This window comes from Massilia psychrophila, assembly GCF_002760665.1.
Taxonomy (GTDB): domain Bacteria; phylum Pseudomonadota; class Gammaproteobacteria; order Burkholderiales; family Burkholderiaceae_D; genus JAFCUW01.
Genome location: NZ_PDOB01000048.1, coordinates 1 through 26,859, shown reverse-complemented (window position 1 = coordinate 26,859; position 26,859 = coordinate 1). Strand labels below are relative to the sequence as shown.

Here is a 26,859-nt window from a genome sequence, read left to right as displayed (position 1 = left end):
CACGGTCAGATCAACAATGCTTTCCGGTGTCAGCGCAACCGCCTGTCAGCGGAGCAGTACCGGCACGTCCGCACTCAGGCATTTTCTCTTTGGAATGAGGTCACCGATGTAGCGAAGAACGCGTAATCCGCGACACTTTGTTACCCGCCCAGAGGCAATTTCGCCCCGGGTTCTACAACTTGCTTCCCCGGTTCAGCAAGTTGACAGTACCGTTCTCTTCTACTGGGATACGCTCTAAGTGTGTGAACTGACAGACTTTTTGTTCAACGCGCCGTACAAGAAGAGTTCTACACCTGCGCTTTCACATTTGAGTAATTGCCCTAAGTAAAAAAATACGAGGAGAATACGATGAGAAAAGTTGCTTTGCTGCCTGTGCTGCTTGCTGCTGCCTGGAGTTTCGCTGCTGCTGCCGACGCGCCTTCGGGCAAGCTGGACGCCGCCGCTGTAACATCCATGACCGCATCGTGGCCAGACGTCACTAAGGAAGTCATCAAGAAGACGATCGCCAAGTACGGTGCGCCACATGAGGCTACGGCTAGTATGCTCGTATGGCATAACAACGCGCCCTGGAAACGCACGATCATCTACAAGCAATCGGTACCTCATGATTTTCCGATGGCCCACGTCGATGTCATGCAGCAGTTCATTGATTTCCGCGTAAAACCTGACAAATACGATGACATGGCCCAGTACGACGGTAGCGTCGTTCTGGAACGCACCAATGGCGAGATGTCGGCTCGCTGCGACAAGGAAGAGGCGAACTTCCTCGCGATCAACCTTGCGCACGATGTCGCGCACGGCAAGAAGACTCCGGCCGCGGCGCGTAAATTCTATGCCGACGCGATCAAACAGAGTATGGCAGGCACCATGCCGCCCTACATGCAAAAGCTCCAATTCTCGGTTCCTAGCGCAAACACTGCTGACAAGGATATGCCAACGAAGTAAGCCAGTGCCGCCCCAGCCCTTCGCGAGTTTCTGAGCTAAGGGCTGGAACGGCTTGATGGGTAGTTATACAACCGAGCAGGAGGTTTGGACATGAACATGCCACAGGGCAGTCGGCCCGTAGTTCTTCTTTTCGATGTCAACGAAACATTGCTGGACTTGGCGCCGCTTGAGGAAAGCATCGACGAGGTGCTTTTGGAAAATGGGGCGTCGCGTTTGTGGTTCACCACGCTGCTCCAGTATTCGCTGGTGCTCACCGTCGGGGGCAAGTACGAATCATTCGTCGACGTCGGCGCGGCAACGCTCATGATGCTGGCCCGCAACCGAGAAGTCGTACTCAGTCCGGAGCAAGCACGACAGGCGCTCGAGCCAATGCTCAAACTGGCGCCCCACCACGACGTGCTGGACGCTCTCGCGCGTCTCAAGCGGGCTGGCTTTCGGATGGCAAGCTTGAGCAATTCCAGTATTGACGCGTGTAAGTCGCAGCTTGAGCACGCTGGACTGGCGTCAATGTTCGAGCGCCAGCTCAGCGTGGAAAGCGTCGCAAAATACAAGCCGCATTGCGAGGTGTACCAGTGGGCGGCCCGAGAGATGAAGGTTTCCGAGCAAGACTGCATGCTGGTGGCGGCACATGCCTGGGACGTCGCCGGCGCGGCTTGGGCAGGCATGCAAACCGCTTTCATAGAGCGCAAGGGAAACCAGCCCTTTTCTCTTGCGTTGCCGCCTAGCGTATGCGCCTCGGACCTTCACAATCTGGCCGACCAGCTGGCAGCGTAAAGACGAACTCGTGCCTGTTGGCAGCCGGTCAGAAAACGCTGCAAAAGAAAGGATGCTATGGAAACCAAGACAATCGTTGCCAGTGACATTAGGATGACGTGGCTGGAGGAAGGGACAGGATATCCGGTCGTCTTTGTCCACGGCATTCCAACCTCGCCAGCGCTGTGGCGCCATGTCATCCCGAGGCTGCGCACTGAACGCTGCATTGCCTGGGAAATGGTCGGATACGGCTCGTCCCGGGTCCAGGGCCGGGGAAGGGATATATCGGTCGCCCGCCAGGCTGACTACCTGGCTACTTTCTTGGACACCATCGGTGTCACGCGTGCAGTATTTGCCGGGCACGACCTTGGTGGCGGCGTCGTTCAGAACCTGGCAGTTCGAAGGCCAGACCTGTGCGCCGGGATGATGCTCACCAATGCAATATGTTACGACTCGTGGCCAATCCCAAGTGTCAAGGCCATGCAGATGGCAAGTTCAGTAGTGCGCCGGCTCCCTGCAGCGGCGCTTGCATCCATTCTGCGCATGATGTACTTCCGCGGCCACGACACCGGCACGCAAGCACAGGAAGCGATGCGACACCATTGGCCGATGTATGCATCCCGCTTCGGTCCCGACGCGTTTGCCCGGCAAATTGATTCACTCAACGTACGCGACACCCTCGACATTACCGGGCAGCTGCCGAAGCTGGCCGTGCCGGCTCACATCGTGTGGGGCGCCGCCGATCAGTTCCAGAAGCTGCACTACGGCGAGCGCCTGGCGAGCGATCTGAACGCGCCACTGCACATTATCCCGGGCGCCAAACACTTTACACCCGAAGACCATCCCGACACCATTGCGGACGCTATCTGCGCCGTCATCAAGCAGGTCGCGCCTGCATATCCAAACCAAGGAGCCACGCCATGGCAAACGCATCCGAATACAAGTACGACCATGTAACGATGAAAGTGTTGATGAGCGATATGGCTTTTGGCCCTGGCGCCCCAGCGCCGGGTGATCGCATTCCCCGCTTCGATTTGCCACTGGCAGACGGCGGTCGAATAGACACGATGGATTTTCAAGATCGCAAACCTCTACTAGTCATCACCGGATCCTACACATGCCCCATGACGGCCAGTTCCAATCCCTTGCTGAAAGAATTGCACTCAGAATTCGGCCAGGATATCGACTTCGTGATGCTGCAAGTGCGCGAGGCGCATCCTGGTGAACATGTCGAGCAGCCCAGCACGGAAAACCAAAAACAAGACAATGCGCGCGCAATGAAAGCGCGCGATCAGCTTCCATGGCCCATCGCCGTCGATGACGTGGACGGCAGCGTGCATCGGTCACTGGATGAGAAGCCCAACGCAGTCTGGCTCACTGACCGCAACGGCGTCATCGTCTACCGCGGCGTCTGGGTCGGTGACGACACCGCACTGATACAGGCGTTGGACGCGGCGGTGCGTGGCGTTAAGCCACCCCAGCAGGACAGCGGGAGGCTCCTCAGCCCGATGGCGATGGGCATCGGGAAAATGGCGGAAATGACCGGAATGGCCGGCCCGCGCGCCCGGCGCGACATGTGGCGGGCGGCCCCACCAATGGCAGCGCTGGCGTGGGTCGCGGATTTCTATCGGCCGTTGCCACCGAAGTGGCGCACTGTCGCAGCCGTTGGAACGATCGCGCTTGCGGTGACGGCTGTCGTGAAGGCCACGAAATCTCGTCATCGCTAGGCCGGCATTACCCAAGTTGGCCCATCAGCAGCAGGGAGCAGCCGCACCGGCAGCGGCCTTGTCAAAGGGCAAGTCGGCGCCGCAGCCGGCGAACAAGCCGAAATGACGCGTGAAGTCGCCAACGAACTCGAAGTGAGGGCGAAAACGTGTGCGGTGAAGCATATGCCAGGTGTTGCCGCAGACCGGGAACACCCGTCCGGTCTCGATGGCGTGGTGCTTGTCCAGTATGAAGCGCTCGGGCTGCCCGGGAATACTGCCGCGGTAGATAACGGCCTGGCCATAGTCTTCGCAAGCGCTTTCGAGCGCATCGAGCTTGAACAGCCGGTAGGTCGCCGAGAAAAAATTCACTCCTCCTGTCCTGAGCGCCAGTTCAGGGTTGGTAATCTCCAGGGGCCGATCTTCCACCAACCGGGGATCGGCGAAGCCCTGGCGCATTGCCAGGCGTTGGAAATCGTTCCAGTACAGGGCACCGCCCAGGCACTCGCCGTATAGCACGGGGTCGTTACGCACCGCATCAGGGATACGACGGTCGGCGTAAACGTCGGAAAAATAAAATTCGCCACCCGGTTTGAGCAGCTTTTGCACGCCGCGCAGGACCGCATCCTTGTCGGGGGACAGATTGACCACGCAGTTGGACACGATGACGTCGAAACTGCCTGCAGCCAAGTCCAGTTCGTCGAGGCGCTCAATGTAGCCGTGCAAGAACTGGACATTGTCGTAGCCGACGCTTTCGCAATGGTACTGTTGGTGACGGCGTGCCACGGCCAGCTGTTCCTCAGTCATGTCGACGCCAATGACCTGGCCGCCGGGCCCTGCCAGCTGAGACAAAGCATAGACATCGCGGCCCGAACCGCTCCCCAGGTCAAGGATGCGGCTTCCTTCGAGCAGTGGGGGACACACCAGGCCGCAGCCATAGTATTGTTCCAGCACCTCGGGATGAATGCGGGCCAGCAAGGGTTTGAGCCATGCCGGCATCTGGCTGATATCGCAGCAGGCGCTGGTCTGCAGGTCGCCTGTGTGTTGCAGGGTTTTCCCGTAATATTGCTGGACGATGTCGTGCATGCTGTTTCCTCCTGGTGTTTTGATCATTCTGTATCGGTTCGGTTGTATTGCTTTAAAAAGCGCAGGTCGATCCATTTTTTCCACTGCCATACCCACTTCCCCTGCCATGCAAACGGGCCCCACGATGCGACGGCATGCTCGCCGCCTGTGCCGAGCAAGACCAGGTGCCGCCGCTGCGCGAGATACGGCCGCAAAGGTACGCCCAACAGATGCGCGCGCAGGTTGTGGGCTAACACGGGCCCCATCCTGACTGCGAAGACGCCTGCCTTGGGCAGTGCCGGTGCGAGGCTGGCGCAGTCTCCCGCCGCAAAGATGTCGGGATGGGAGACGGACCGCAGGTAGTTGTCGACGCGAATGAACCCATCGGCGTCACATGCCAGTTTCGATACGGCCGGCAGACTATGGGCCTGTGCCCCGCCTGCCCATAAGGCCAGGTCGGCCGCTAGCCGCCGTCCGTCCAGGCTCACGACCGCGTCCGTGTCGAACCGCGTGGCGACGAACCGGTGTGCCACGCGGATGCCGTTTTTTCTGAGGTGAGTGGCAATTTTGCGCGATGCTCCGTCGGCCAGCGCGGCTAATAGCGTGTCGCTACGCGTGCCCAGGATGAAGGTGAAACGCACGTGCGGCGCCCATAGCGCCAGTTGTCGCCTTGCGGCCAGGGCTGTTTCCACGCCGGCTGCGCCGCCGCCCACAACGACGACGGTAAATTCGGCATCGAACGGCAGGCCTGCCACACGCCCGCGCAAGTCTTCCCAGCGTGCCTCGAGCGCACCTAACGGCCGCAAGGGCATGACCGGCAGCCCGGCAGTGTCGGGTGGAAAGGCGGTCGAGCCAATGTCAATTGACAGCACGTCGTATTCAAACTGCTGCCCACTGTCGAGCCAGAGTACGCGCTTGTCCGGATCGATGAGCCTGACAGCACCGAGGCGCAATCTGGCGCCGGATCGTTGGCATAGTCGGGCAAAGTCGATGCAGCACGCTTCCCAGTCGTAGTGACCTGCCAGCCAGCCTGGCACCATGCCCGAGTATGGCGCCAGCGGCGCCGGATTGACTAAAAGGACGTCGACTTCGGCTCTCGCACGCTGGCTCATGTCCAGCAGAACCCGTGCATGCGCATGCCCCGCACCGACCAGTATCAGCTTCTTCATTGCGGTGGCCGTTTCTCAGGGGGGAGAAACTGCAGGTCGCCGTACCATGCTTCTGCTCGACTGCCGGTATTGTCGGTGTCGGTGGCAATCGCCAGCGCCACCACATCGGGCGCCTCTTCGCCAAAGGCGGCGCGAAAGTCCGCACGCAGATCACGGGTCTCGGTCACCCACGTTCCGGCTTCTGTTGGGCCGCTCCGCAACACGATCATGCGCGCGCGATCGGTGTAAGCGTTGGCACGCATGGTGCCCGTCGGCTGGCGGTTGTCCCAGACGTAGTTCAGCGTCGCGGTCGGCAATTTTTGTCCGTACAGCGCCTCGCCCGCCATCAACTTCATGCGGGTGCCGAATCCCAGTCGTTCGAGCGGATAATCGAACATCACATAGACCCGGGCGGCATAATCGTCGCCATCCTTGCGCGTCATGTCGGCCGCGGCGACCGGCGCGCCGATCTTCCAACGCCAGCGCAGCCGTGGGTAGCGGCGCGTATCGACGCGCAGCGTATGAATCAAGCCCGACATCGAACGGTCGGCCTGCGCGTGTACCACCGTGGCACCGCCGTCACCGACCAGGCTGTAGCGTGTTGCTGGTGCTTTCGGGGCAGGCTTCAGCGGAAGCCAGGAAAATATCTCCCCGGCGGGAGCCATAGACGAGAACGCTGGGACTGGCGGGCTGGCCTGTACAGCGCTAACGCTAACGAACGCCATCGTGCCGGCGAAAACGGTGGCCATGCGGGCCTTCACGACAGCCACTCCGGCGGCACATGCATCAGGTCGGCTGGCTCGTCAACATCGTGCAGTGTTGGCAGTTCGCAAGTGGCCAGGCCGAGCGCGGCGATTCGCTCCCGCGTCTGCTGCATAACCTGTGGCGTACTCCAGTCTACGCCGGAGAACAGTTGTGGCGCGCTGCGCGACAAGCCCACCAATACATAGCCGCCGTCAGCGGCGGGGGCGAACACGGCATCGTGTTCATGCAGCGCCATTGCCGCGGCGCGCAGGACATCGGCATCAATCCTTGGCGCGTCGGTGCCAATCAGAACCACCCGTGGGAAGCGCTGGAGGCCGCGCTGCGTCGCGCGCGCCATCCGCTCGCCCAAGTCGCCATCGCCTTGTTCCGACAGCTGCACCGCATGCGCGGCGACTGCAAGCTGGAACTGGGCGTGGCGCCGGTCCGGGGCGCAGCACAGCTCGACCGGGCCGAGCGCCACCTGCACCGCGTTATTTACAGTGTGCTGGAGCATGCGAATAGCCAGGTTCGCGGCGCCATCCAATCCTAGCGCTGGGGCCAGGCGGGTTTTGACTTGGCCGGGTACCGGCGCCTTGGCAAAAATGATGATCAGGCAGGCGTCGTTCATTGTCGATAGGCCTTCGCTAGCGTATCGGCGCTCGCGCCCAGCCAATAGCGCAGGCGCAGTGTCCACATTAGGAAGATGGTGCGCCAGACACCCTGTGTGTCCCATCGTCTGCCTGACGTTGTGACGCGCTGTGTGAGACAGATGGGTGCGGAGCAGGTTTTTAGCCGGCGCGACAGCTCGATATCTTCCATGAGCGGCTGCTCGGGAAAGCCGCCGAGTCCGAAAAATGCTGCACGCTCGACGAACATGGCCTGGTCGCCGGTGGCGATGCCGGTCAGTCGCGAGCGCTGGTTCATCAATGCCGCGATGACTTGCAGCATGGGCGAGCGCCCTTCAATGGTGACATCGAATCGCCCCCATGCCGCCCTGCGCAGTTCCATCGCCTCGATGATCAGGGCGTCGGCTTCATTGGGAAGAGCGGTATCGGCGTGCAGGAACAGGATCACCGCGCCATGAGAAGCAGCCGCACCGGTGTTCATCTGCAGCGCCCGACCGCGCGGGGCGGCAATCACAGCGTCGGCAAGTGGTGCTGCAAGGGCGGCGCTGCGATCGGTACTACCGCCGTCGGCCACGATGACCTCGACCCCGCGCGCGCGCAGCGGCGCCAGTGCCCCAAGCGTACGTTCTATCGCCGCCGCTTCGTTGAGCATCGGTACCACGATGGACAGCCGGACCGTGCGCGTGGCAACCATTGGGCTCATGCCGATCTGCGCCAGCAATGGAAACGCTCGGCCATCGCCAGCAGGCGCTGTGGTGCATGGGCGCGTTTCCACTCGCCGGCGGCGTACTTGTTCGCTTCGGCCATGGTCGGATAGATGTGGATCGTACCGAGAACCTTGTTCAAGCCTATCCCGTGCTTCATCGCCAGCACGTATTCGGCCATCATGTCACCGGCATGGGCCGCCACGATGGCGGCGCCCAGGATTTTGTCGCTGCCTTTCCTGGTCAGTACCTTCACGAAGCCATGGGCGACGTTGTCGGTAATAGCGCGATCAAGTTCGTCAATCCCGTAGCGTGTGACCTCGACCTCGATGTTCTGTTCGCGCGCATCCTGTTCCGACAGACCGACCCGGGCCGCCTCGGGAGCAGTAAACGTACACCATGGGATGACCGAATAATCTGCCCGGAAGCTCTTTACGCTCCCGAACAGGGCATTGACCGCCGCGTACCATGCCTGGTGGGCGGCGGTATGGGTGAACTGATAGGGGCCTGCCACATCGCCGCAGGCATAGATATTGGGGTACAGGGTCTGCAAAGTCGCATCGGTATCGACGGTTTTTTGCGGCGTGACTGGAATGCCCAGCTCCTCAAGCCCGAAGCCGGTAGTGCGCGCCACCCGTCCGACGGCGCACAGAAGCACGTCGAATTCGAGCGCGCTCTCGACCCCCTCGCGCATCACCACCAGGCGCTTGCCGAAATGACCCTGTTCGCAGCGCAGCGCCTCTGCACCAGTAAGGATGCGCACGCCATCGTCCGCCATCGACTGCGACACCAGCTGGGCGACATCGTCATCCTCGCGCGGCATGAGGCGAGCGCCTTTTTCCACCTGCGTGACGCTCGATCCAAGCCGGGCGAAAGCCTGGGCCAGCTCGCAGCCGATCGGCCCGCCGCCAAGAACAATTAGAAGTTTGGGCAGCTCCCTGAGCTCCCACAGCGTGTCGGAGGTGTAAAAGCCAGCTTCGCGCAGGCCCGGAATGTCCGGCACCACAGCCTGAGCGCCGGTGGCGATGACGATGGCCTTGGTCGAGACGCGCTTGCCGTCTACCTCGACTTCCCAGGGCGAGACGATCTTTGCCTGGCCCTGCATGACATCAACGCCCAGTTCTGTATAGCGTTCGACCGAATCGTGCGGCGCGATCCGCGCGATGACTTTGTGAACACGCTGCATCACGTCGGCAAAATCAAATTCCGGGTCGGCCTTGCCGATGCCAAGGGCCTTGGCATGGCGTGCCTGTTGCACAAAGCCGGCAGTGCGGATCAGTGTCTTGGACGGGACGCAGCCGTAATTTAGGCAGTCGCCGCCCATCTTGTTTCCCTCTACCAAAGCCACTTTGGCTTTCACCGCCGCCGCAATATAGGCGCTCACCAAGCCGGCCGCGCCGGCGCCGATGACCACCAGGTTGTAATCGAAAGCAGCCGGCTTGCGCCAGCGCTTGTAGACTCGGCGCGCCTTGAAGGTATCGAGCGCCTTTCTGCCTGCCAGCGGCAAGATTCCCAGCACGGCGAACGAGGCCAGCACAGCCGGCGACAAAATGCCCGACAAGCTGTCGATGCGCGCCAGCTGGGTTCCCGCGTTGACGAACGCCAGGGTCCCGGCGAGCATGCCCAGCTGGCTCACCCAGTAATAGGTACGGGCGCCGATGGACGTCAGCCCCATCAGCAGGTTCACAAGGAAAAACGGAAATAAAGGAACCAGCCGCAGCGTGAACAGGTAAAACGCGCCGTCTTTGGCCACCCCGGCGTCAATGGCATCGAAGCGCGTCCGGAAGTGCTGGCGCACCCAGTCGCGCAGGAGGTAGCGCGATGCCAGAAAGGCGAGCGTTGCGCCCACCGTGGAGGCAAAGGAAATGATCAAGGCACCAACCAGAAGCCCGAACAAGGCGCCGCCCGCAAGGGTCATCAGCGCTGCGCCTGGCACGGACAAGGCGGTGACGAGGACGTAGATGCTGAAGAAGATGGCGATGGTCCGGGCCGGATGCTCGGCATAATAAGCCTGGAATGACTGCTGGCGCGCTTTGAGGAAGTCGAGCGTGAAATACTGGCCGAGGTCAAAGGCAAAGTAGGCAAGCAAAGCCGCCGCGATGAGAACCAGTCCGAAGATCCGGGCCTTCGTCATGCCAGGGCGCCGCCGCAGCTGCTGCCCTGGCCTGCGGTGCAGCCATAACAGTGATCGGCGATGGCGATCGGTCCATCATTGGCATCGATGCGCAGCAGCTCCTCGAGGTGGGGGCGCACCCCGGTTCCTAGCGGGGCAGGCATGCCGAGCATCTGATTGAAGTCGCAGTCGTACACGTATCCCTGCCAGTCGACGCTCACCAAGGTCCGACACATGACGCTGTCCAGGTTCTTTTCGAGATAATTGGCTTTCAATAGTTCCATATAGGAGGCAAACGTACCTTTCGAGACCAGCGTGGAGCCAAAGCGCTGGATCGGCATGTTCACGATGACGAACAACTGGTTGAACGCGATCCCGAAATGCGCGGCGAGTTCGCGCTTGTAGTCCGCTTCGAGCTGCTGCTGGCCAGGCGGCAGGACCGCTCCTTGCGGGTTGTAGACCAGGTTCAGCACCATGCCGGTGCCTGGCTGCCCGTATCCGAGGGCGTTGAGTGCTTGCAGTGCCCTGATGCTGCGCTCGAACACGCCGTCGCCCCTTTGTTTGTCCACGTTATCCTGCGAATAGCAGGGCAGGGAGGCGCTGATTTCCACTTTGTGCTGGGCGAGAAATGCAGCCAAATCTTCAAAACCTGGTTCGGACAGGATCGTCAGATTGCAGCGGTCAATGACGCGCACGCCCAGTGCGCGAGCGCGCTCCACGAGGTAACGAAAATGAGGATTCATTTCCGGGGCGCCGCCGGTCAGGTCCAGCGTTGCCAGGCCCCTGGCCTCCAATACAGCGATCACTGTGTCGATGGTTTTGAGGTCCATGACCTCCTTGCGGGTCGGGCCGGCATTGACATGGCAGTGCAGGCAGGTCTGGTTGCACTTGTAGCCCAGATTGACCTGGAGCGTATCAAGCGCTTTGCGCCGGATGGACGGGAAATCGGTCTGGCGCAGCAGGGGATAGGTGGCGTGCATGAAGTATCCTGGTGTGATATGCGTGTTAGCGTTGCAGGATGGAGATCCAGGCGCGCTGCTGCTCCGACAGCGCGCTATCAGGCGTGAGCATTGCATACTGCAAGGCGGTACGAATCTCCGGCTCTTCGTGCGGACGTTCGTCGGCCAGCAAAGCCTGGAGCAGCACTTCCACCCGGGCCAGGCTTTGGCGATACAGGCCAAAGATTTCTGTGGCCTGGACGTGCTTGCTTGGATCGTCCATCCAGCAGTCGTAATCGGTGGCGATGCCAATGGTGGCATAGCAGATCTGGGCCTCGCGCGCGAGGAAGACCTCGGGCACGTTGGTCATGCCCACCAGATGACAGCCGGCCTGGCGCAGGAAATGGCTTTCGGCCCGGGTGCCCAACCGCGGCCCTTCCACGCAGGCATAAGTCACATCGGTGTGCAGCCTGATCCCAAGCGTTGCGGCATGGCGCGCGATCCACTGCGACAGCTGCTCGCTGACGGGATTTGCGGTCGAAACATGGACGGCGAGCCCTTCTCCGAAGAAGGTCTGAGCTCTGCGCCCCCGCGTCCAGTCGAAATATTGCGAGGCGATAGCGAGGTCTCCGGGCGCGATTGCTTCGGCCAGGCTCCCTACGGCCGAGATACCGATGATCTGTGTCGCTCCCAGCGTCTTGAGGGCAAAAATGTTGGCGCGATAGTTGACCTCGTGCGGCAGATGATGATGCTGCGCCCCATGCCTGGACAAAAAAAGCATCTCTTGCTGCCCCATTCGTCCCCGCACGATGGGCGCCGAGGGGGCGCCAAAAGGCGTATCGAGCGTGTGCTGTTCGATCACCTCCAGTTGATCCATGCTGTAAACACCGGTCCCACCAATTATTGCGAGCATCGTTGCCTCCTCTTGATTTTATTCTTTTTAGATAACTTACGCGCGGGCGACGATCTGTCGCGCGAGCAGTGCCGCCAACGCCGGAAGGTTGGCCTGTTCCGTCGCGACAACCCCAACACCAACGCCCACGATGTCGATCATGCGAGCCGACAGCCCCTCACCGCGCGCACTCCCCGGTGACGGCCTCTCGCCGGGCGGGGGAAGCAGGAGCGTAACGCTGCCGTAGTCTTTGGTCTCGACGACGATATGGGTCCCCCGTCCGCCTGGTACAGCGCAGTGCTCCACCAATCGGATGACGCCAAGGTCGCCTGCGAGGCTTAGTCCGTATGCCTGCAGGGCTGTTTCCAGCGAAGTGCGGGCAACAACGGCCTTGCTGGCAGTTGCCTCAGGTTCCGCGATCGCATGGGCCAGCGCCACCTGGCCCCAGTTCAGATTGGATGGCCGGTCAACTTGACTAACGGAGAGCGCGACGGCCAGCACAGCCGAAAGCGCGGCGGCCAATCCCATGCGCGGCATGGTGACCCATTGTCCGAGCCAACGACGCAGCTGGTCAAGCGGATCAGTTCGCCGATGCCTGATTTGCGTCTGCAGCAGGATCCGCGCGGCCAGTTCGCGCGGGACGGTCACATCAATGGCACTGCGCAGCAAGGCGTCCTCATGCATCATGGAGACGGCAAAGGCACGGCAGGCCGGACACTCGGCCAGGTGATCGGATACCTCGGCAGTTTGCGTGTGCGGATCGGCAAGGAGCGTTGCACGTAGAGTCAGGCAGTTCATTCTTTGTTCTTCCCAAGTGTGGCCGGCGCGGCAAGCGTGTCGTCGGACTTCAGTCTGTTCCTCATCCATTGGCGGGCCCGGCTCAGACGAGTGACCATAGCCCCGGCAGTGGTCTGATTCAACGCAGCCAGTTCATCGGCCGAAAACCCGCCTAGCACCTGCATGACCAACGGTTCGCGCAGGCTGTCGGGGGCACTGGCCAGCACCTGGCGCAGGCTGTAGACCTCGTCCATCGACAGCGTATCGGCAGAAGGTAAATCCAGTCCCTCAATGTCAATCGTTTCGAACTGCTTGCGCTCCAGGCGGCGCAGAAATTCACGGCGCAGGATCGTGAACAGCCACTTCTTCACCGCGACCTGATCGTTCAGGTTTTCCCAGTTGATCCACGCGCGTTGAAAGCATTCCTGGACCAGGTCTTCGGCGACATGGCGGTCCCGCGCCAGCCAGAAGGCGAAACGGTACAAGTCTCCGCTAAAGCTCTTTACTGCCAGTTCAAATTCACGGTCCCGTGCGCTCATGGTGCGACCAGTGCTGGTTTGCTGGCACGGCGGCGTAGCAAGTGATCCGCGGACGCCACACCGGCGCCGGCAAACAACAGAACCGGCAGTCCCAAGGCCCAGGTTTGATGTTCCTTGCTGCCGGCAGGGGACAGGTCCGGATAGGATATCCAGGCCACGATATTGAAAGCAAACAGCGCCAATGCAGCGGGGCGTGTGAGCAAGCCAAGCGCAAGTAGTGGCGGCAGCGTCAGTTCGGCCATCGTCCCCAGGACCGCAGCGGCATAGGGCGAGAGGAGGGGAACGGCGTACTCGTACTCGAACAAGGCCAGGGTGCTCTCCCAGCTCTGCAGTTTCAGCAGCCCGGACTTGAAAAAAATCCAGGCAAGAGACAGTCGCAGGGCCAGCAGTAGCGCCTGTCGGGGATAATGCAAACTCTTCAAGCAAGCATTGTCAAATGTTATCCAGCGGGCGATCATGGCTGACTTTCTAAAGATTCGATGGCGCGAAGCGAGGACAGCTGACGCAGGAGCGCAGAGATGTCGAGCTCGGGATCAAGTGGCAGCGCCGCTTCGATTGCGAACTCGAGTGTACTGCCACCGAGCCGTTGCTGGTGCTTCAACTGGACGACCTCGAGAAGGCGCTCGCCCAGAAGTAGCTGAGGGGCCCCATCAAAGAAATCCGCAAGTAGCAAGTGCGATTTTGACGGTGCCATCATGTGAGCCGCATCGCCGCACGTTCGATTTCTCAATGGATTTCGTCACCTCGTTTTTTGCAGCGCTATAGCTGGCCACACAGTACGGTACCAGGTAGTTGAGAAAGACATGAACCCAGGACAGGTCGCTTCCGTTTAACAGAGGCCCGATCTGGTTGATCAGGTTCAAAAGCGTTCCTACAAACAGGGCGATGCGCACCGAAGACCTGGCAATGCGGGGTGTAAGAATGACTGCAAATACTTTTTTCATTTTGTGTGCGTCTAAGTTGGCTGGCCCCGAGCACAAGCCAAATTCTATCCTGACCGGGAACCAGCCCAAGACGCGGGCGGTAAGCGCCATTAAAGCCGCGGACGCCAGTACATAGCGGTTGGACGAGGCCTCCGATATTCTGATATGCCAGCAGGATTACGTGACGCGCTCGCAGGGGACAGCACCCCATAGCCCCCCAAGCGACGGGTCGGCAGGTCCACTGCAATTGCCGCGAGGGCGGCGATGCGTTCGCTAAGTACTCGTCGAGAAATAAATGTGAGGTTTTGGCAAACAGAACCGGATGCGATGCAAGGCGGTCGGTGCGCCGCAGTGCGAGCACTGCAAGCAGCGGCCAACACAGCAGCGCGGCGGTTATGGACGCCAAAATGCACATTTATTTTTTGGCGGGTACTTAGACGCACCGATGGCTAATAGCGCGTTGTGAGTTCGGTCAGCCAAGCGGGGGAGTGCTCAATTAGAACCACCTCAAGCTTTTTATCCAGGCCACTCACCATCGCTATTGACACGACGACCAGCGCAAAACCCATTGCCAGTTTCGCATACCGGCTTACCCTAGCCAAGCTTCCCCGATGCCGTGCAAACGCGGCGCGCGAGGCCCATCCAAGCAGCACAACCGGTAGCGCAGCGCCCAAGCCGAAGATGGCCATAGTCAGCGCCACCTGCCCCAGCGCCGTCGACTGGCTGGCCAAGGTAATGGCAGCTCCCAGTGTCGGACCGACGCACGGGCTCCAGACCACGCCGAGTACCAAGCCAATGACAAACTGGCCGCCGGCGCCGTCGAGGTGCAAGCGCGACAGCATGACATGGCCCGCATTGCCAATGCCGCTTGTGGCGCTGGCAAATCGCTGCTGCAGGCTAGCGGACAACAGGATGACGCCGAACACGCCCAGCAGGATCGCTCCACCGGTCTTGAACGCTCCCGGATCGACGCCCAGACTGTTGCCGAGCGCGGCGATCGCGGTGCCGATCACGGCAAACGACAGGGCCAGGCCGGCGGCCAGGGCAAAGGGCCCGAGCCGATGCTGGTTGCTTGCGCTGGTCAGCAGGATGGGAAGGATCGGCAGCACGCAGGGGGACAGGATGGAGAGCAATCCAGCCAGCCCGGCGAACCCGAACGATGCAATGCTGGGATCCATGGCGATTACAGGGCTTTGCGGATCGAGGCATCCATGCTGGTCAAGTTGGTGTCGCCCACCGAGCGCGCAACTTCCTTGGCTGCCTTGAAGACCACCATTGTGCTTTGCGAGGTGACATTGAATTTCTTGAGCACGTCCTTTTGCGAATCGAAGTCAACAGTCATGAGCGTGACGTCTTTGTATTCCGGCTTTTTCATCAGGTCCGCCTGCATCGGCATTTGCGTCTTGCAGGTGCCGCACCAAGGTGCGTGCACGGCAATGACGACAGGCTTGCCGCTGGTGACCAGGCCGTCGAACTGCGCTTGGTTGTACGGCTTGACGTCGCCCGCGTAAGCTGAGGCGCCAACCAGTGTGGCGAGCGTGAATAGGATAGTTTTGAGTTGAAACATGGAGGTCTCCGGGGACGGTAGGTGAATGTGCCGGGCGCACCGGCATGGTGCTCCCATGCATAAGACCGGAGCCAGGGCGAAATCCTTACATCGCGATGAAAAAAATTCGCGATTGCGCGCCTTCGGCCAAAACATCGCACCAGAGTTGCGCAGTGAAAGCATCTGGCGAGTATTTACGCGTACTTTGCCGTATTGGCATCCCTGCGATTTTTGCCGGGAGCTTGCCAGTGGCGTGGCCAGCAGAATGCAAACTGGTCAAAGCGCAGGCTAACCATTCATGAGGGACGAGTGCCTCGCCCCCGAGCACGAAAGGGGAGCAAAATGAAGGGGACGCACAGGGCACCAAAAGTCGCCAATTGAACGGTGGCCCGACCCCGAGCGCTAACCAGACTTGACGGAACTGGCTTGCAGCCCCGACTGTCGCGCGGCATTTTTCGCCGTAGCACGAACAGTAAAGAGACCCGGACCGATTTCCGATCCGAGGCGTTTTCCAGTTCATCGATGTCCTGTGCGTCCCTTTTACTCTCCAGCCGGCGCCGGCGCCACGTTTCAGCCGCACGGTGCCGTCGGCCGGCGCTTGCGCCTCCAAGCCCGGCTTTGATAGCGCCGCCATCCTCGCCCACTGGGGCTGGCTTGAGCCGGAAATCGGCGCGCTGCGCGATGCGCACGTGATCTGGGGCATCCAAACGCAGCCGGTAGTAAGATGGCTCGATTGATACCGCCGAGGAGCTGCAATGAACAATCTGCTGGGTGCGGGCGCGCCGGATTATTCCGCCAGCGCCGGGATGGAAGCTGAAGCGCTGCCCGGCCGCGACCTGTTCGTGGTGGCCAAGTGCATGGTGCCGACCGACGCCTACCTGCTTGCGGGCTGCCTGGTGGCCGGCGGCGTGCCGGCGGTGGTGGCGGACGCGAACCACGTGCAGGCCGACCTGTTGATCGCGCCGGCGCTGGGCGGCGTGCGTATCCTGGCGCCAGCAAGCTACCTGGTGCAGGCGCGGGAAATCCTCGCCGCTTACGAACGCGGCGACTACACCCTGGACGACGACCTCGACGTTGGCGAGCCGGTTTGAGCGGTGCCGCGCGGATGGATAAAGAAACCGAACTGAAAGAAACCGAGCTTGGCCGCGCCAAGCGGCTGGCCCTGCTGTTTTTTGCCGGCGCCGTCGCCCTGTTTGCAATCACGCTGTTCCTGCGGCCGGTATGGTGGGTCGAGCTGCTGAGGGCGTTTTCGGAGGCGGCAATGGTCGGTGCGCTGGCCGACTGGTTTGCCGTCGTCGCGCTGTTCAAGCGGGTGCCGATCCCGTTTGTGTCGCGCCACACCGACATCATCCCCAACAACAAGGACAAGATCGCCGACAACCTGGCCATGTTCGTGCGCGACAAATTCCTCGATACCGAATCGATGGTGGGCCTGATCCGCCGGCACGATCCGGCGCAGAAAGTGGCGCTCTGGCTGGTAAAGCCGGAGAACGCCGAGCAGCTCGGCGCCTACCTGGTCAAGCTGGCGTCCGGCGTGCTCGATTTTATCGAGGATGCGCCGGTGCAGGATTTTGTCAAGAAGGCGGTGCACACCCTGATCCAGAGCGTCGACCTGTCGCAGTCGGCCGGCGTGATCCTCGACTCGATGACCAAGAACGGCCGCCACCAGGAACTGCTCGACGAGGGAATCGACCAGCTCGCCAAGCTGCTGCAGAACGAACAAACCCAGGCCTTTATCGCCCAGGGCATCGCCGACTGGCTCAAGGAAGAGTATGCGATGTTCGAGAAAGTGCTGCCGAAGGAGGCGATCGGCCGCAAGGGAGCCGACATTGCGGTGCGCCTGGCGGTCGGGATCCTCGCCAAGGTCAATGGCGACCCGGATCACCAGCTGCGCAAAAATTTCGACAATTACACCGACGACTTCGTACAGCGCCTGAAAAGCGATCCGCAGTTCCAGCAGAAGGGCGAAGAAATCAAGCAGTACCTGCTGAACGACGACACCCTCAACACCTACCTCAAATCCTTGTGGGATGAACTGAAGGCCTGGCTTCAAGCCGACCTGCACAGCGAGCACTCGGTGCTGCACGCGCGCGTGGTGGCTACCGGCAGCTGGATCGGCAGGGCGCTGGCCGACGATGCGCGCCTGCGCGAGTCGCTCAACGCCCACCTGGAAGCGGCCGCGCGCAGTGCGGCGCCGGGATTTGCCGAGTTCCTCACCCGCCACATTGCCGACACCGTGCGCAAGTGGGACAGCCGCGAGATGTCGCAGCAGATCGAGCTCAATATCGGCAAGGACCTGCAGTTCATCCGCATCAACGGCACCATTGTTGGCGGACTCATCGGCGTGGTGCTGTATCTGGTGTCGCACCTGCCGACCTGGCTCGGCATGCATGGCGGGCCCGGATAGGGCCTGTCAAACACCGCTGCCCGCTCGTGCGGCGGCAAATCCTTTGAGCAATATTGCGCATATTCATTGTATGATAGCTATCATGGCGAGGACAGCTTCACCGACGGCCGCGCCCGCCCGCTGCTCCCTTTTTGCTTCAGTTAATGTAGATGGCCAAGACTCAATTCGTATATTTGTCGGAAAGTGACTTGCCTGTGGGCATTCCCTTGCCGTGGGCAATCTACCTGCGATCGGGCGAATTGCTGGCGCCGGCCGGCTTCGTCGTCGCCGATGCGCTGGTGCAAAGTCGCTTGATGATAGCCACGCCGGTGCGGGCGGCCCAGGCGACCGACCGCGACCGCAAGCATGTCAGCGCCGAGGAACAGGGCGATGGCGACAAGTCGGCGACGCATTCCCACGATCCGCTAAAGTATCTCAAGCACAATGCGGAAGGCGTCGTGCTCACTTTCAAGCTGCCGGTCGATTTCGAGCCGCGCAATGTTCAGGTCGAATTTTACGGCCGGGTGCCAATGCAATCGATCATCGTCTCCGCGCCCACGTTGGGACTTGGCAGCGGCCAGACATGGCAGAATTTCGAGGGCATTCCGATGACGGTGCAGGTGATCTTCGGGCGCAGCCTGTGCATGTTCAAGACCACGCTGATGCGCTACGCCGCCTTGCCGAGCGGCCACCTGTTCCTGCGCTACCCCCAGGATGCGGTGACGAAATCGTTTCGCCAGGCCTTGCGCGTCGATGCGCAGATTCCTGCCTCGATCACGATGGCCGACGGCTACACGGTACCGGCGCTGATTACCAACCTGTCCGGCAGCGGCTGCGCGGTGGCGACCGGCTTCGTGCTGGGCCAGCCGGGTACGCGCCTGAAGGTGGCGTTCCGCATCAAGCTCGCTGAGAAGGCGCGCGTTGTCACGGTGCCATGCGTGATCCGCAGCATCAAGGGCAAGCTGTCCCAGCAAATGCGTTACGGCATCGAGTTCGACGAAGCGGTGGAAGAATCGGTGCTGCTGACCTTGAAGTCCTTCGTCTACGAGCATCTCGCCGAGCGCTAGGGGAGGGACGGGTGGACGGGTAAAAGCATCGGGTCGAATTGGGCGCAATACCAAACAACCTGTCCGTGCAGACAATTTTCAGCGTCTCCGCTGTAGCGCCGCAACGGCCCCGGCGCCGGCATCTGCTGAAATAATTTCGATACAACAACAGAGAGATCGAGAACAATGCTGATCCGCGCCGCCAACGAAGACGACTGGGCGCTGCTCAGACAGATCCGGCTCGATGCGCTATGCGATGCGCCCACCGCTTTCGGCGTCAGTCACGCAACTGCCGCGGCGAACAGCGATACGCAGTGGCGCGATCGTGCATCCGGCCGCGGCCCGGCGTACTTTGTGCTGGCGCTGGTGAACGGCGTGGCGGTCGGACTGGCTGGCGGCGTCATCAGCGCGAGTGCGGAACCGGCGCTGATCGCCATGTGGGTCCGGCCCGCACACCGCGGGGCGGCGGTGGCCGCCGGCCTGGTCGGCGCCATCAAACAGTGGGCCGTCGGGCATGGACACGAACGGCTTGTCCTGAGCGTATCGCCAGACAATGAGCGAGCTGCGGCCTTCTATCGCAAGCAAGGTTTCAGGTTCTTGCCGGAATGGGAAGTCCTTGAAAGCGATCCGCAGATTCAGCTTCAAAAGATGGTGTGGCAGGCCGCGAGCTAAGGTCGTTCGCTGTTGCAAACAGCAGGTTTTGGTCGCCTTTCTCGGTCTGATAATATTTTTATCACTGCCACTTCATCGTAGCCATTGAGTAACTATTTAGCCGCAGTGAGCGGCGCAAATAGCCGTTGTACACAAAACGGGTTTACCGCATCATTGCGCCATGCCATCGAAGCTACCCCCCGTCCCGATTTGACGCAACTGTCCGATACGGACACGGATCGCCTCATTGATGCGCTGTTTGCGCGCCTGGATGCGGTCGAAGCGAAGCTGGGCATGAACAGCGACAATTCGAGCAAGCCGCCATCGTCCGATGGTTTGGTCAAGAAGACGAACTCGTTGCGCGAGTCGTCGGGCAAGCAGAGCTGCCGGACGAGGTCGCGACGCATCGCCTGCCCGAGCAGTGCAAACGGTGCCACGCGGTTCTGCCGGCACAGCACGCACGGGTATGTGGTCGGCGCCAGGTGTTCGATGTGCCGACCGTCGCTTTCAATGTGATCGAGCATCACGCTCTGGCGCTCACATGCGCTTGCGGGCAATTGCATGTGAGCTCGTTTCCGGGCAGCGTGAGCGAATCGGTCCAATATGGCCCCAACGTGCGCGCACTGGGCTTGCACCTGACGCAAGGCCAGATGCTGCCGTATGCGCGCGCCGCCGAACTGATCCATGACGTATATGGTCTTGCGGTATCGCCGGGCAACTGAACGCGGCACAACTGGTCCACGCTTGGCGCCTCGACGACAGTACCTATGCCCTGTGCGATGCCCATCTCCTGCGTGAATTGTTGTATGCGAAAGAAACCACCGGCCAGCCGCGGGCGCAGGCGATGAGCGACTTTCTGCTCAACACCAATAAGCTTTGCGAGGCGGCGCGTGAGCGACAAATCGTCTTCAGCGCCGACAACGTCCGCGCCTGCCGCACCGGCTACGACGACATCGTACGGGAAGGCGAGAGGGCCAATCCGGCTGCCAGCGGGCGCGTCAAGCAGTCCACCACGGTCAACCTGCTGCGCCGTTTCCGCCAGTACGGCGACGCCGTATTGCGCCTCGTCGGCGACTTCGCGGTCCCGTTCACCAACAACACGGACGAACGTGCAGTCCGCATGCCTAAAGTGAAATAGAAAATCTCGGGCTGCTTCCGCACGTTCGATGGCGCTGAGTATTTCTGCGTGATCCGCTCCTGCCTCGTTACGCTGCGCAAGCAAGGCCACAACATGCTTGCCGTGATACAAGGCTGCTTGGGGAACCCGCCGCCGAAAATAAAAGATGCTTCCGTGCCGCGACTTTGTTAAGAAAAAACCTGTCATGTGTAGCACCTTTGTGCAACACCAAGCAAGCAGAGCGGCAAACAAAAAGCCGCTGATCCTTTCGAATCAACGGCTTATGCAATCTTTGGTGGTGATAGGTGGACTTGAACCACCGACCCCAGCATTATGAATGCTGTGCTCTAACCAACTGAGCTATATCACCTGACAGGCCAGTATTATCCGAGGTTTGAAAAAAACTGTCAAGCACTCGCCGCGAATCCCTGGTAAAAAAAGCTGCCGCAACGGGCGCAACCGTTCAATTCCCGCGCGTGCGCAGATGCGCCAGTATGGCGCCAGCCGGGTCGCCGGCGATGCAATCGATGACGAGCCGGTCCGGCATCGCGCGCAGCCACGTCAACTGGCGCTTGGCCAACTGGCGGGTGGCGATGATGCCGGTATCACGCAGCGCGGCGCGGTCGATCTTGCCGTCGAGGTAATCCCACGCCTGGCGGTAGCCGACGCAGCGCATCGACGGTAAATTAGGGTGGAGGTCGCCGCGCGCGCGCAGGCCGGCCACTTCGGCGACGATGCCGCTGTCGTCGCTGCTGCCGAGCATCTGGTCGAAGCGGGTGGCGATGCGCGCGTGCAGTACTGATCGGTCAAACGGCTCCAGGGCGAACGACAGCAGTTCGAACGGCAAGTCAAGCTTCGTGCGGCCCGACAACAGGGCCGACATCGGCTGCCCGGCCAGTTCGATGATTTCGAGCGCGCGGTTGATGCGCTGGGCGTCGTTTGGCGCCAGCCGCGCGGCGGTGACGGGGTCGAGCGCGCGCAGCTTCTCGTGCATGGCGGGCCAGCCTAGACGGGCCGCCTCGGCCTCGATCTCCGCCCGCAGTTGAGGATTGGCGGCAGGCAATTCGTCGAGGCCATCGGTGAGGCCCTTGAAGTACATCATCGTGCCGCCGACCAGCAGTGCCAATTTGCCGCGCGCGCCGATGTCGGCCACCAGGCGCAGCGCGTCGGCGCGGAACTGCGCTACCGAATAGGCGTCGCTCGGGTCGATGATGTCGATCAGGTGGTGCGGCACGCTGGCCAATTCACCGGCGTTCGGCTTGGCGGTGCCGACGTCCATGCCGCGGTACACCAGGGCCGAATCGACCGAGATGATTTCGGCCGGCATTTCGCGCGCGATGGCCAGCGCGGCGGCGGTCTTGCCGGACGCAGTCGGGCCCATGATGGCGATCGCCAAAGGCTTCAACGCGCCACCTGCGGATCGGCCGCGCCGAGCAGGCGCACCGACGCGAAAGTGGCCGCGCCCAGCGCGCATACAATCAGCGCCAACGGCGTCAGGGTGCCGTCGAAGGTGGCGCCGGTGACGGTGCCGACCAGGAAGGCGACGGCCATTGCCAGCGCGCCCATCAAGCCGGCGGCAGTGCCGGCCTGCTGCGGGAACGGCGTGACCGCGCCCGATTGCGCGATCGGAAAATTAATGCCGTGCGCACCCATCGTCAGGAACATCGCCGCCGCCACCAGCGTCCAGTGAATGGCGCCCAGTTTGACTCCGGCCAAAAACAGCGCGCCGGCCGCCAGCGAAGCGGTGGCGCCGATGCGCTGGGTGGCGCCCTGGCCGAACCTGGGCAGCAGGTGGCGGCACAAAATGGTGCCGCCGAGGTAGCCCGAAACGCCGAACGCGAAGCAATAGCCGAACCACGCGGTGGGCACTTGCAGCACCCGGATCAGCACCAGCGACGAGCCGGAGATGAAGGCGAAGATGGCGCCGTACGACAAGGCTCCAGGCAGCGCGTTGGCCCAGAATTCGCGCTCGCCCAGCACCAGGCGGAAGTTTTCAAGCAGGCCGGCCAGTTCGGTGGCACGCGGATTCTTGTGCACATTCGTTTCGGGCAGGCGCAGCATTACCGCCACCAGCAGGCAGGCGCCGAGGATCGAATGGACGACGAAGGCGGCGCGCCAGCCGAAGGTCACTTGCAGGTAGGAGCCGAGGATGGGGCCGAGCAGCGGCGCCAGCGACAGCCAGCTGCTGGCGCGCGCGATCACGCCGGCGCTGTCGGCGGGTGCGTAAGCGTCGCGCACGATGGCGCGCGCGATGATGATCGCCGAGCAGCAGCCAAGCGCCTGCAGGAAGCGCGCCACGATCAAAAGGTCGATCCCGGGCGCTGCTGCGCACAGCAGGCTGGCGCCGACGTACAGCCCAAGGCCGCCCAGCAGCACAGGGCGGCGGCCGTGGCGGTCCGACAGCGGGCCGATGACCAGCTGGGCACCGCCGAAGCCGGCGACGAACATCGACAGCGTCAGCTGCACTTTGGAGGCCGGCACGGCGAACACGGTGGCAAGGCTCGGCAGCGAGGCGAGGTACAGGTCGGTCGACAGCGGCTGCAGCATCAAAAAGCCGATGATCAGCAGCAGGACGGGAGCGCGGGCGTAAGCCGCAAGCGGCTGGGCTGCGTCGGTTTGCCGCGCCATCACTGGCCGCGCAGGAAAAGCTTGTCGAGCGCGGAGATGTCGAGCTGGACCCAGGTCGGGCGGCCGTGGTTGCACTGGTCGGCGCGTTCAGTGCCTTCCATCTGGCGCAGCAGTGCGTTCATCTCAAGCACCGACAGAATGCGGTTGGCGCGCACTGCGGTGTGGCAGGCAAGGGTGCCGAGCAGCTCGTTGCGCTGCTCGATCAGCACCCGCGAGCCGCCGAATTCGCGCACGTCGCGCAGCACGTCGCGCGCCAGCGTCTGGGCGTCGGCGTTCTTCAGCAGGGCCGGCACCGAGCGCACCGCCAGCGTCGTCGGCGATAGCGCGGCGATGTCGAAGCCGAGCGCCTTCAAGGTGGCCTGGTTTTCCTGTGCAGTCCCCACTTCGACGGCGTCGGCAAAAAAGGTGACCGGGATCAAGAGCGACTGCACCTGCATATCCTGGCCATCGGCCTGGGCGTCGAGCGCGTTCTTGATCTGCTCATACAGGATGCGCTCGTGCGCGGCGTGCATGTCGACCAGCACCATGCCCTTGGTGTTCTGCGCCAGGATGTAGATGCCGTGCAGCTGGGCCAGCGCGAAGCCGAGCGGGTATTCGTCGCTCGATACGGTATGCGCTTGCGGAGTCATCGACGTCACTGGCGCACCGACTGCCGCGCCCGCGGCAGGGGCGAACAGCGCGCCGTAGCTATCCATGCGCTGCTCCACGCCGCCGCCATCGTAGCGGCTGGCCGGCGGGTAAGGCGACGGTGAAAATGTCGCTGACAGCTGGGCGCCGAACGACTGCTGCTGGTGTTCGCGCCGCCAGTTGGAAGCGCCGGTACTGGCACTGACGTCGCCGGCCGGCAGCGGCGCCGGCACGCTGCCGTGCGCGGTGGCCGACGTCTGCGACAGCGCGCGCTGCACCGCATGGAAGACGAACTGGTGAACCGCGCGGCTGTCGCGAAAGCGCACTTCGATTTTCGACGGGTGCACGTTGACGTCCACCAGCGCCGGGTCGAGGTCGAGTCCCAGCACGTACGACGGGAAGCGGTCGCCGTGCAGCACGTCCTGGTAGGCGGCGCGCACCGCGTGTACCAGCAGCTTGTCGCGCACGTAGCGCCCGTTGACGTAGAAAAACTGGCCGTCGGCACGCGCCTTGGAGGCGGTCGGCAGGCCGGCAAAGCCGTGCAGGCGCAGCGGTCCGGCCGACTCGTCGATGGCCAGGCGCGCTTCGGCAAAGTCGCTGCCGAGGATGTGTGCGCTGCGTTTGGCCATCTCGCACACGCTCCATTGATCGATGGTGCGGCCATTGTGGCTCAGGCTGAACGACACGTCCGGACGCGCCAGCGCGATGCGGCGCACCACTTCGGCGCAGTGGCCGTATTCGGTCTGCTCTGATTTTAAGAATTTGCGCCGCGCCGGCGTGTTGAAGTACAGGTCCTGGACCTCGATCGTGGTGCCTTGCGGGCCGGAAGAGGGCGCTACCGCCGCATGGTGCGAGCCGACGATTTCCCATGCATGCGGGGCGTCGGCAGTGCGCGACGTCAGCGACACGGCCGCAACCGCCGCAATCGACGCCAGCGCCTCGCCGCGAAAGCCGAGGGTGGCGACGTTCTCCAGGTCGGTCAAGGAGGCGATCTTCGACGTCGCGTGGCGTGCCAAGGCGAGCGGGAGCTGGTCGGCGGCGATGCCGCGGCCGTTGTCGGTGATCGCGATGCGTTTGACGCCGCCTTCTTCAAGGCGCACGGTAATCTGCGTGGCGCCGGCATCGAGCGCGTTTTCGAGCAGTTCCTTGACGACGGCGGACGGCCGTTCGACCACCTCGCCGGCGGCGATTTGCGAAATGAGCTGGTCCGGCAGGGCCTGGATCGGGCGAGGGGAGGGCAGGGGCGCGTTCATGCCGCGATTATATCCTGCGCAAAAGCGCAACACCGGCGACGGTCTGCAGTTTCCAAAAATGGGGTCAGACCCGTTTTTTGCACGGGCCAGACGTCGATTCGCACAATTTAAAACGGGTCAGACCCCAATTTTAAACGCAATTTAAAACGGGTCAGACCCCAATTTTAAACGGGTTCGGTCCTGTTTTTAAAAATTTAAAACGGGTCTGACCTGGTTTTGAGGAAACTATTTTTGTGCGCGCACCGGGATCGGGGCGTTGGCTGGTCGTAAAGCCCCATCGCGCCGGCGTCGCGCGACATTGGCGACAGCAACTGCATGCCGGCGATGACGCGGCCGATAAGGCCATGCCGGCCAGCTGCGCAATTTTGTTAATTCCCTTAAAACCTTACATTCTCGTCTCCCCCATACTGGCCGGCATGATCGTGCCCGTCGCGTGCCGCAAATTGTAATGCCGGTATCGAGGATCAGGAACTTGTGTGGGTGCAAAAAATTGCTGGTCATGCATCCCACATAGGTCAATACAGGGGGCAGGAGATGGTATTATTCGCGGCTACCTTTTAGGAAAATTATGGATCTGATGCAATTTTTCGACATGATTTTGCATGTCGATAAAACCCTGGGCCATCTGCTTGCCCAGTATGGTATCTATGTTTACGCGGTGCTGTTCGCCATCGTATTTTGTGAAACCGGCCTGGTCGTCCTGTTCTTTTTTCCTGGCGATACCCTTCTCTTCATCGCCGGCGCGTTCTGCGCGACTGGTGAAATGAATTACTGGCTACTGATGGCGCTGCTGATCACCGCCGCCGTCACTGGCAACACCCTCAACTACTGGATCGGCGAAAAAATCGGCCAGCGCGTGTTTACCCACGACTACCGCTGGATCAACAAGGACGCCTTGCGCCGCACCCACGACTTTTTTGAAAAGCATGGCGGCAAGACCATCATCCTGGCGCGCTTCGTGCCGGTGGTGCGCACCTTCGCGCCGTTTGTCGCCGGCGTGTCGGACATGACCCATGCCCGTTTCCAGTTCTACAACTTCACTGGCGCGGCGCTGTGGGTGATCAGCCTGGTCACCGCTGGCTATTTCTTCGGCAACATCCCGGTAGTGCGCGACCACCTGACAGCGATCGTGTTGGTCGGCGTTGGCGCCGCCATCGTGCCGCTGGCGCTTGGCGGCATGTGGAAAGTCGGCCGCAGGATGTTAAGCAAATAGCCAACACGGCGGCAGATGCGCGGTGTTATCGCGCGCGCTGCCGCACAAGACCAGTATTAAGCTAAATCCGGACTCAAGTTTCCGGCGATCGGCGCCGTTATTCAGACTGTATTGCTCGCACTGCCCGTAGTGCTTGCTTCTAGTGCTTGCTTCTTCTGCTACTGTCTGGAATCCCATGCGTAACCTGTTCGCCCTGTTCGCTTGCTGCTTCGTCATTGCGACGGCAAGCGCGAAGGATCTGCCGGCCGCCGCCGCCCCTGCTGCCAGCCAACCGCTGGCTGAGGTAATCACCGCCAAGACCGCGGTCGTGCCTGCCGCGATCAAGCCGAACCTGGCCGCGCCGGCCAGCGCCGCCAGCCAGCGCGCCAAGGAAGAAGAGGCCGAAGCCGAACTGTCCGTCAGGATTGCCGCGCGCCTGGCCGCGATGCGCGCCAACCAGGCCGCGCGCGTGGCCGCCGCCGCCAAGGCCCGCAAGGCCGCTGCAGCGCGGCCGAAGGAAGTGCCGCTGATGGCCGCCGCCGC

Annotated in this window: 29 protein-coding genes, 1 tRNA gene and 1 pseudogene; 13 read left to right on the top strand and 18 right to left on the bottom strand. The window is 61.8% G+C overall.

Annotation, left to right across the window (positions count from 1 at the left end):
* The first annotated feature begins 348 nt into the window (after positions 1-348).
* The 4 genes from CR103_RS20030 (at position 349) to CR103_RS20015 (ending at position 3,425) form a co-directional block, all read left to right on the top strand.
* A complete protein-coding gene (locus CR103_RS20030) occupies positions 349-945 on the top strand; it encodes a hypothetical protein (protein WP_099917681.1) in 597 nt (198 codons plus the stop codon).
* A gap of 90 nt (positions 946-1,035) precedes the next feature.
* Positions 1,036-1,719 carry a haloacid dehalogenase type II gene (locus CR103_RS20025; RefSeq protein WP_229443694.1) on the top strand — a complete coding sequence of 228 codons (684 nt, stop codon included), beginning with the start codon at positions 1,036-1,038 and terminating at the stop codon, positions 1,717-1,719.
* Between the two features lie 57 nt (positions 1,720-1,776).
* Complete coding sequence (locus tag CR103_RS20020; RefSeq protein ID WP_099917680.1) at positions 1,777-2,655, top strand: alpha/beta fold hydrolase; 879 nt, start codon at positions 1,777-1,779, stop codon at positions 2,653-2,655.
* Complete coding sequence (locus CR103_RS20015) at positions 2,619-3,425, top strand: peroxiredoxin family protein (RefSeq protein WP_099917679.1); 807 nt, start codon at positions 2,619-2,621, stop codon at positions 3,423-3,425. The genes CR103_RS20020 and CR103_RS20015 overlap by 37 nt, the downstream gene beginning before the upstream one ends.
* 24 nt (positions 3,426-3,449) lie before the next feature.
* Here CR103_RS20015 and CR103_RS20010 read toward each other — a convergent pair whose 3' ends face one another.
* The 14 genes from CR103_RS20010 to CR103_RS19940 form a co-directional block, all read right to left on the bottom strand.
* Positions 3,450-4,577, bottom strand: coding sequence for a methyltransferase domain-containing protein (locus CR103_RS20010; protein WP_229443692.1), 1,128 nt, complete (start codon positions 4,575-4,577; stop codon positions 3,450-3,452).
* Positions 4,511-5,635 carry an FAD-dependent oxidoreductase gene (locus CR103_RS20005; RefSeq protein ID WP_099917677.1) on the bottom strand — a complete coding sequence of 375 codons (1,125 nt, stop codon included), beginning with the start codon at positions 5,633-5,635 and terminating at the stop codon, positions 4,511-4,513. The genes CR103_RS20010 and CR103_RS20005 overlap by 67 nt, the downstream gene beginning before the upstream one ends.
* A complete protein-coding gene (locus CR103_RS20000) occupies positions 5,632-6,363 on the bottom strand; it encodes a DUF3047 domain-containing protein (protein ID WP_143752682.1) in 732 nt (243 codons plus the stop codon). Before CR103_RS20000 ends, CR103_RS20005 begins: the two co-directional genes overlap by 4 nt.
* A gap of 8 nt (positions 6,364-6,371) precedes the next feature.
* Entirely contained in the window at positions 6,372-6,986 is a 615-nt protein-coding gene (locus tag CR103_RS19995; RefSeq protein WP_099917675.1) for a TIGR04282 family arsenosugar biosynthesis glycosyltransferase, read from the bottom strand.
* Positions 6,983-7,705 carry a TIGR04283 family arsenosugar biosynthesis glycosyltransferase gene (locus tag CR103_RS19990; RefSeq protein ID WP_229443690.1) on the bottom strand — a complete coding sequence of 241 codons (723 nt, stop codon included), beginning with the start codon at positions 7,703-7,705 and terminating at the stop codon, positions 6,983-6,985. Before CR103_RS19990 ends, CR103_RS19995 begins: the two co-directional genes overlap by 4 nt.
* Positions 7,684-9,822: a dihydrolipoyl dehydrogenase family protein gene (locus tag CR103_RS19985; RefSeq protein ID WP_099917674.1), complete on the bottom strand. Its 2,139-nt coding sequence runs from the start codon at positions 9,820-9,822 to the stop codon at positions 7,684-7,686. Before CR103_RS19985 ends, CR103_RS19990 begins: the two co-directional genes overlap by 22 nt.
* The gene (arsS, locus tag CR103_RS19980) at positions 9,819-10,781 is read right to left on the bottom strand and encodes an arsenosugar biosynthesis radical SAM (seleno)protein ArsS (RefSeq protein WP_099917673.1); all 963 of its coding nucleotides are present in this window, start codon (positions 10,779-10,781) and stop codon (positions 9,819-9,821) included. Before arsS ends, CR103_RS19985 begins: the two co-directional genes overlap by 4 nt.
* A gap of 25 nt (positions 10,782-10,806) precedes the next feature.
* Complete coding sequence (locus CR103_RS19975) at positions 10,807-11,652, bottom strand: MTAP family purine nucleoside phosphorylase (RefSeq protein ID WP_099917672.1); 846 nt, start codon at positions 11,650-11,652, stop codon at positions 10,807-10,809.
* A gap of 36 nt (positions 11,653-11,688) precedes the next feature.
* The gene (locus tag CR103_RS19970; protein WP_180279470.1) at positions 11,689-12,429 is read right to left on the bottom strand and encodes a DUF3379 family protein; all 741 of its coding nucleotides are present in this window, start codon (positions 12,427-12,429) and stop codon (positions 11,689-11,691) included.
* Complete coding sequence (locus CR103_RS19965) at positions 12,426-12,947, bottom strand: sigma-70 family RNA polymerase sigma factor (RefSeq protein WP_099917670.1); 522 nt, start codon at positions 12,945-12,947, stop codon at positions 12,426-12,428. The genes CR103_RS19970 and CR103_RS19965 overlap by 4 nt, the downstream gene beginning before the upstream one ends.
* Entirely contained in the window at positions 12,944-13,405 is a 462-nt protein-coding gene (locus tag CR103_RS19960) for a DoxX family protein (protein WP_099917669.1), read from the bottom strand. The genes CR103_RS19965 and CR103_RS19960 overlap by 4 nt, the downstream gene beginning before the upstream one ends.
* 192 nt (positions 13,406-13,597) lie before the next feature.
* Complete coding sequence (nrtS, locus tag CR103_RS19950) at positions 13,598-13,891, bottom strand: nitrate/nitrite transporter NrtS (protein WP_180279469.1); 294 nt, start codon at positions 13,889-13,891, stop codon at positions 13,598-13,600.
* 428 nt (positions 13,892-14,319) lie between these two features.
* Positions 14,320-15,048 (bottom strand): cytochrome c biogenesis CcdA family protein, encoded by a 729-nt coding sequence (locus CR103_RS19945; protein WP_099917667.1) that lies wholly within the window; start codon positions 15,046-15,048, stop codon positions 14,320-14,322.
* Positions 15,049-15,053: 5 nt separating this feature from the next.
* A complete protein-coding gene (locus CR103_RS19940; protein WP_099917666.1) occupies positions 15,054-15,437 on the bottom strand; it encodes a thioredoxin family protein in 384 nt (127 codons plus the stop codon).
* Between the two features lie 734 nt (positions 15,438-16,171).
* Between CR103_RS19940 and CR103_RS19935 the strand changes: the two genes are divergently transcribed.
* The 7 genes from CR103_RS19935 (at position 16,172) to CR103_RS23645 (ending at position 20,637) form a co-directional block, all read left to right on the top strand.
* A complete protein-coding gene (locus CR103_RS19935) occupies positions 16,172-16,507 on the top strand; it encodes a hypothetical protein (protein WP_229443688.1) in 336 nt (111 codons plus the stop codon).
* Between the two features lie 14 nt (positions 16,508-16,521).
* The gene (locus CR103_RS19930; protein ID WP_099917665.1) at positions 16,522-17,823 is read left to right on the top strand and encodes a DUF445 domain-containing protein; all 1,302 of its coding nucleotides are present in this window, start codon (positions 16,522-16,524) and stop codon (positions 17,821-17,823) included.
* Positions 17,824-18,017: 194 nt separating this feature from the next.
* Positions 18,018-18,869 (top strand): PilZ domain-containing protein, encoded by an 852-nt coding sequence (locus CR103_RS19925; protein WP_229443696.1) that lies wholly within the window; start codon positions 18,018-18,020, stop codon positions 18,867-18,869.
* Between the two features lie 165 nt (positions 18,870-19,034).
* Complete coding sequence (locus tag CR103_RS19920) at positions 19,035-19,520, top strand: GNAT family N-acetyltransferase (RefSeq protein WP_099917663.1); 486 nt, start codon at positions 19,035-19,037, stop codon at positions 19,518-19,520.
* Between the two features lie 273 nt (positions 19,521-19,793).
* Positions 19,794-20,015 carry a hypothetical protein gene (locus CR103_RS24355; protein ID WP_441293461.1) on the top strand — a complete coding sequence of 74 codons (222 nt, stop codon included), beginning with the start codon at positions 19,794-19,796 and terminating at the stop codon, positions 20,013-20,015.
* 47 nt (positions 20,016-20,062) lie between these two features.
* Positions 20,063-20,221 (top strand): hypothetical protein, encoded by a 159-nt coding sequence (locus CR103_RS23650; protein WP_229443684.1) that lies wholly within the window; start codon positions 20,063-20,065, stop codon positions 20,219-20,221.
* Between the two features lie 80 nt (positions 20,222-20,301).
* Positions 20,302-20,637: an IS66 family transposase gene (locus CR103_RS23645; RefSeq protein WP_229443682.1), complete on the top strand. Its 336-nt coding sequence runs from the start codon at positions 20,302-20,304 to the stop codon at positions 20,635-20,637.
* Between the two features lie 272 nt (positions 20,638-20,909).
* On the opposite strand, the gene CR103_RS19910 is transcribed toward CR103_RS23645, so the two are convergent.
* The 4 genes from CR103_RS19910 to mutL all read right to left on the bottom strand — a co-directional run bounded on the left by CR103_RS19910 (position 20,910) and on the right by mutL (position 25,124).
* A tRNA-Met gene (locus tag CR103_RS19910) sits at positions 20,910-20,986 on the bottom strand.
* Between the two features lie 93 nt (positions 20,987-21,079).
* Positions 21,080-21,997, bottom strand: coding sequence for a tRNA (adenosine(37)-N6)-dimethylallyltransferase MiaA (gene miaA, locus CR103_RS19905; RefSeq protein ID WP_218968508.1), 918 nt, complete (start codon positions 21,995-21,997; stop codon positions 21,080-21,082).
* Between the two features lie 20 nt (positions 21,998-22,017).
* Positions 22,018-23,244, bottom strand: a complete 1,227-nt coding sequence (locus tag CR103_RS19900) for a multidrug effflux MFS transporter (protein ID WP_099917661.1) — start codon at positions 23,242-23,244, stop codon at positions 22,018-22,020.
* Positions 23,244-25,124, bottom strand: coding sequence for a DNA mismatch repair endonuclease MutL (mutL, locus tag CR103_RS19895; RefSeq protein WP_099917660.1), 1,881 nt, complete (start codon positions 25,122-25,124; stop codon positions 23,244-23,246). Before mutL ends, CR103_RS19900 begins: the two co-directional genes overlap by 1 nt.
* Before the next feature lie 568 nt (positions 25,125-25,692).
* Here mutL and CR103_RS19890 point away from each other — a divergent pair.
* Together CR103_RS19890 and CR103_RS22890 are read left to right on the top strand one after the other, a co-directional pair.
* A complete protein-coding gene (locus CR103_RS19890) occupies positions 25,693-26,337 on the top strand; it encodes a VTT domain-containing protein (RefSeq protein WP_099917659.1) in 645 nt (214 codons plus the stop codon).
* Positions 26,338-26,512: 175 nt separating this feature from the next.
* Positions 26,513-26,859: pseudogene (locus CR103_RS22890) on the top strand (hypothetical protein); the annotation flags it as partial.

What these genes read in the sequence shown, in the direction of transcription:
- CR103_RS19985 (WP_099917674.1), bottom strand. Translation starts at nt 9,822, where the DNA reads ATGACGAAGGCCCGGATCTTCGGACTGGTTCTCATCGCGGCGGCTTTG.
- CR103_RS19930 (WP_099917665.1), top strand. Translation starts at nt 16,522, where the DNA reads ATGGATAAAGAAACCGAACTGAAAGAAACCGAGCTTGGCCGCGCCAAG.
- miaA (WP_218968508.1), bottom strand. Translation starts at nt 21,997, where the DNA reads ATGGGCCCGACTGCGTCCGGCAAGACCGCCGCCGCGCTGGCCATCGCG.
- arsS (WP_099917673.1), bottom strand. Translation starts at nt 10,781, where the DNA reads ATGCACGCCACCTATCCCCTGCTGCGCCAGACCGATTTCCCGTCCATC.
- CR103_RS19965 (WP_099917670.1), bottom strand. Translation starts at nt 12,947, where the DNA reads ATGAGCGCACGGGACCGTGAATTTGAACTGGCAGTAAAGAGCTTTAGC.
- CR103_RS20025 (WP_229443694.1), top strand. Translation starts at nt 1,036, where the DNA reads ATGAACATGCCACAGGGCAGTCGGCCCGTAGTTCTTCTTTTCGATGTC.
- CR103_RS20015 (WP_099917679.1), top strand. Translation starts at nt 2,619, where the DNA reads ATGGCAAACGCATCCGAATACAAGTACGACCATGTAACGATGAAAGTG.
- CR103_RS19900 (WP_099917661.1), bottom strand. Translation starts at nt 23,244, where the DNA reads ATGGCGCGGCAAACCGACGCAGCCCAGCCGCTTGCGGCTTACGCCCGC.
- CR103_RS19890 (WP_099917659.1), top strand. Translation starts at nt 25,693, where the DNA reads ATGGATCTGATGCAATTTTTCGACATGATTTTGCATGTCGATAAAACC.
- CR103_RS20020 (WP_099917680.1), top strand. Translation starts at nt 1,777, where the DNA reads ATGGAAACCAAGACAATCGTTGCCAGTGACATTAGGATGACGTGGCTG.
- CR103_RS24355 (WP_441293461.1), top strand. Translation starts at nt 19,794, where the DNA reads ATGAACAGCGACAATTCGAGCAAGCCGCCATCGTCCGATGGTTTGGTC.
- nrtS (WP_180279469.1), bottom strand. Translation starts at nt 13,891, where the DNA reads ATGAAAAAAGTATTTGCAGTCATTCTTACACCCCGCATTGCCAGGTCT.
- CR103_RS20000 (WP_143752682.1), bottom strand. Translation starts at nt 6,363, where the DNA reads ATGGCCACCGTTTTCGCCGGCACGATGGCGTTCGTTAGCGTTAGCGCT.
- CR103_RS19920 (WP_099917663.1), top strand. Translation starts at nt 19,035, where the DNA reads ATGCTGATCCGCGCCGCCAACGAAGACGACTGGGCGCTGCTCAGACAG.
- CR103_RS19960 (WP_099917669.1), bottom strand. Translation starts at nt 13,405, where the DNA reads ATGATCGCCCGCTGGATAACATTTGACAATGCTTGCTTGAAGAGTTTG.
- mutL (WP_099917660.1), bottom strand. Translation starts at nt 25,124, where the DNA reads ATGAACGCGCCCCTGCCCTCCCCTCGCCCGATCCAGGCCCTGCCGGAC.
- CR103_RS19975 (WP_099917672.1), bottom strand. Translation starts at nt 11,652, where the DNA reads ATGCTCGCAATAATTGGTGGGACCGGTGTTTACAGCATGGATCAACTG.
- CR103_RS19995 (WP_099917675.1), bottom strand. Translation starts at nt 6,986, where the DNA reads ATGAACGACGCCTGCCTGATCATCATTTTTGCCAAGGCGCCGGTACCC.
- CR103_RS20010 (WP_229443692.1), bottom strand. Translation starts at nt 4,577, where the DNA reads ATGGCAGTGGAAAAAATGGATCGACCTGCGCTTTTTAAAGCAATACAA.
- CR103_RS19935 (WP_229443688.1), top strand. Translation starts at nt 16,172, where the DNA reads ATGAACAATCTGCTGGGTGCGGGCGCGCCGGATTATTCCGCCAGCGCC.
- CR103_RS19945 (WP_099917667.1), bottom strand. Translation starts at nt 15,048, where the DNA reads ATGGATCCCAGCATTGCATCGTTCGGGTTCGCCGGGCTGGCTGGATTG.
- CR103_RS19970 (WP_180279470.1), bottom strand. Translation starts at nt 12,429, where the DNA reads ATGAACTGCCTGACTCTACGTGCAACGCTCCTTGCCGATCCGCACACG.
- CR103_RS19940 (WP_099917666.1), bottom strand. Translation starts at nt 15,437, where the DNA reads ATGTTTCAACTCAAAACTATCCTATTCACGCTCGCCACACTGGTTGGC.
- CR103_RS20030 (WP_099917681.1), top strand. Translation starts at nt 349, where the DNA reads ATGAGAAAAGTTGCTTTGCTGCCTGTGCTGCTTGCTGCTGCCTGGAGT.
- CR103_RS20005 (WP_099917677.1), bottom strand. Translation starts at nt 5,635, where the DNA reads ATGAAGAAGCTGATACTGGTCGGTGCGGGGCATGCGCATGCACGGGTT.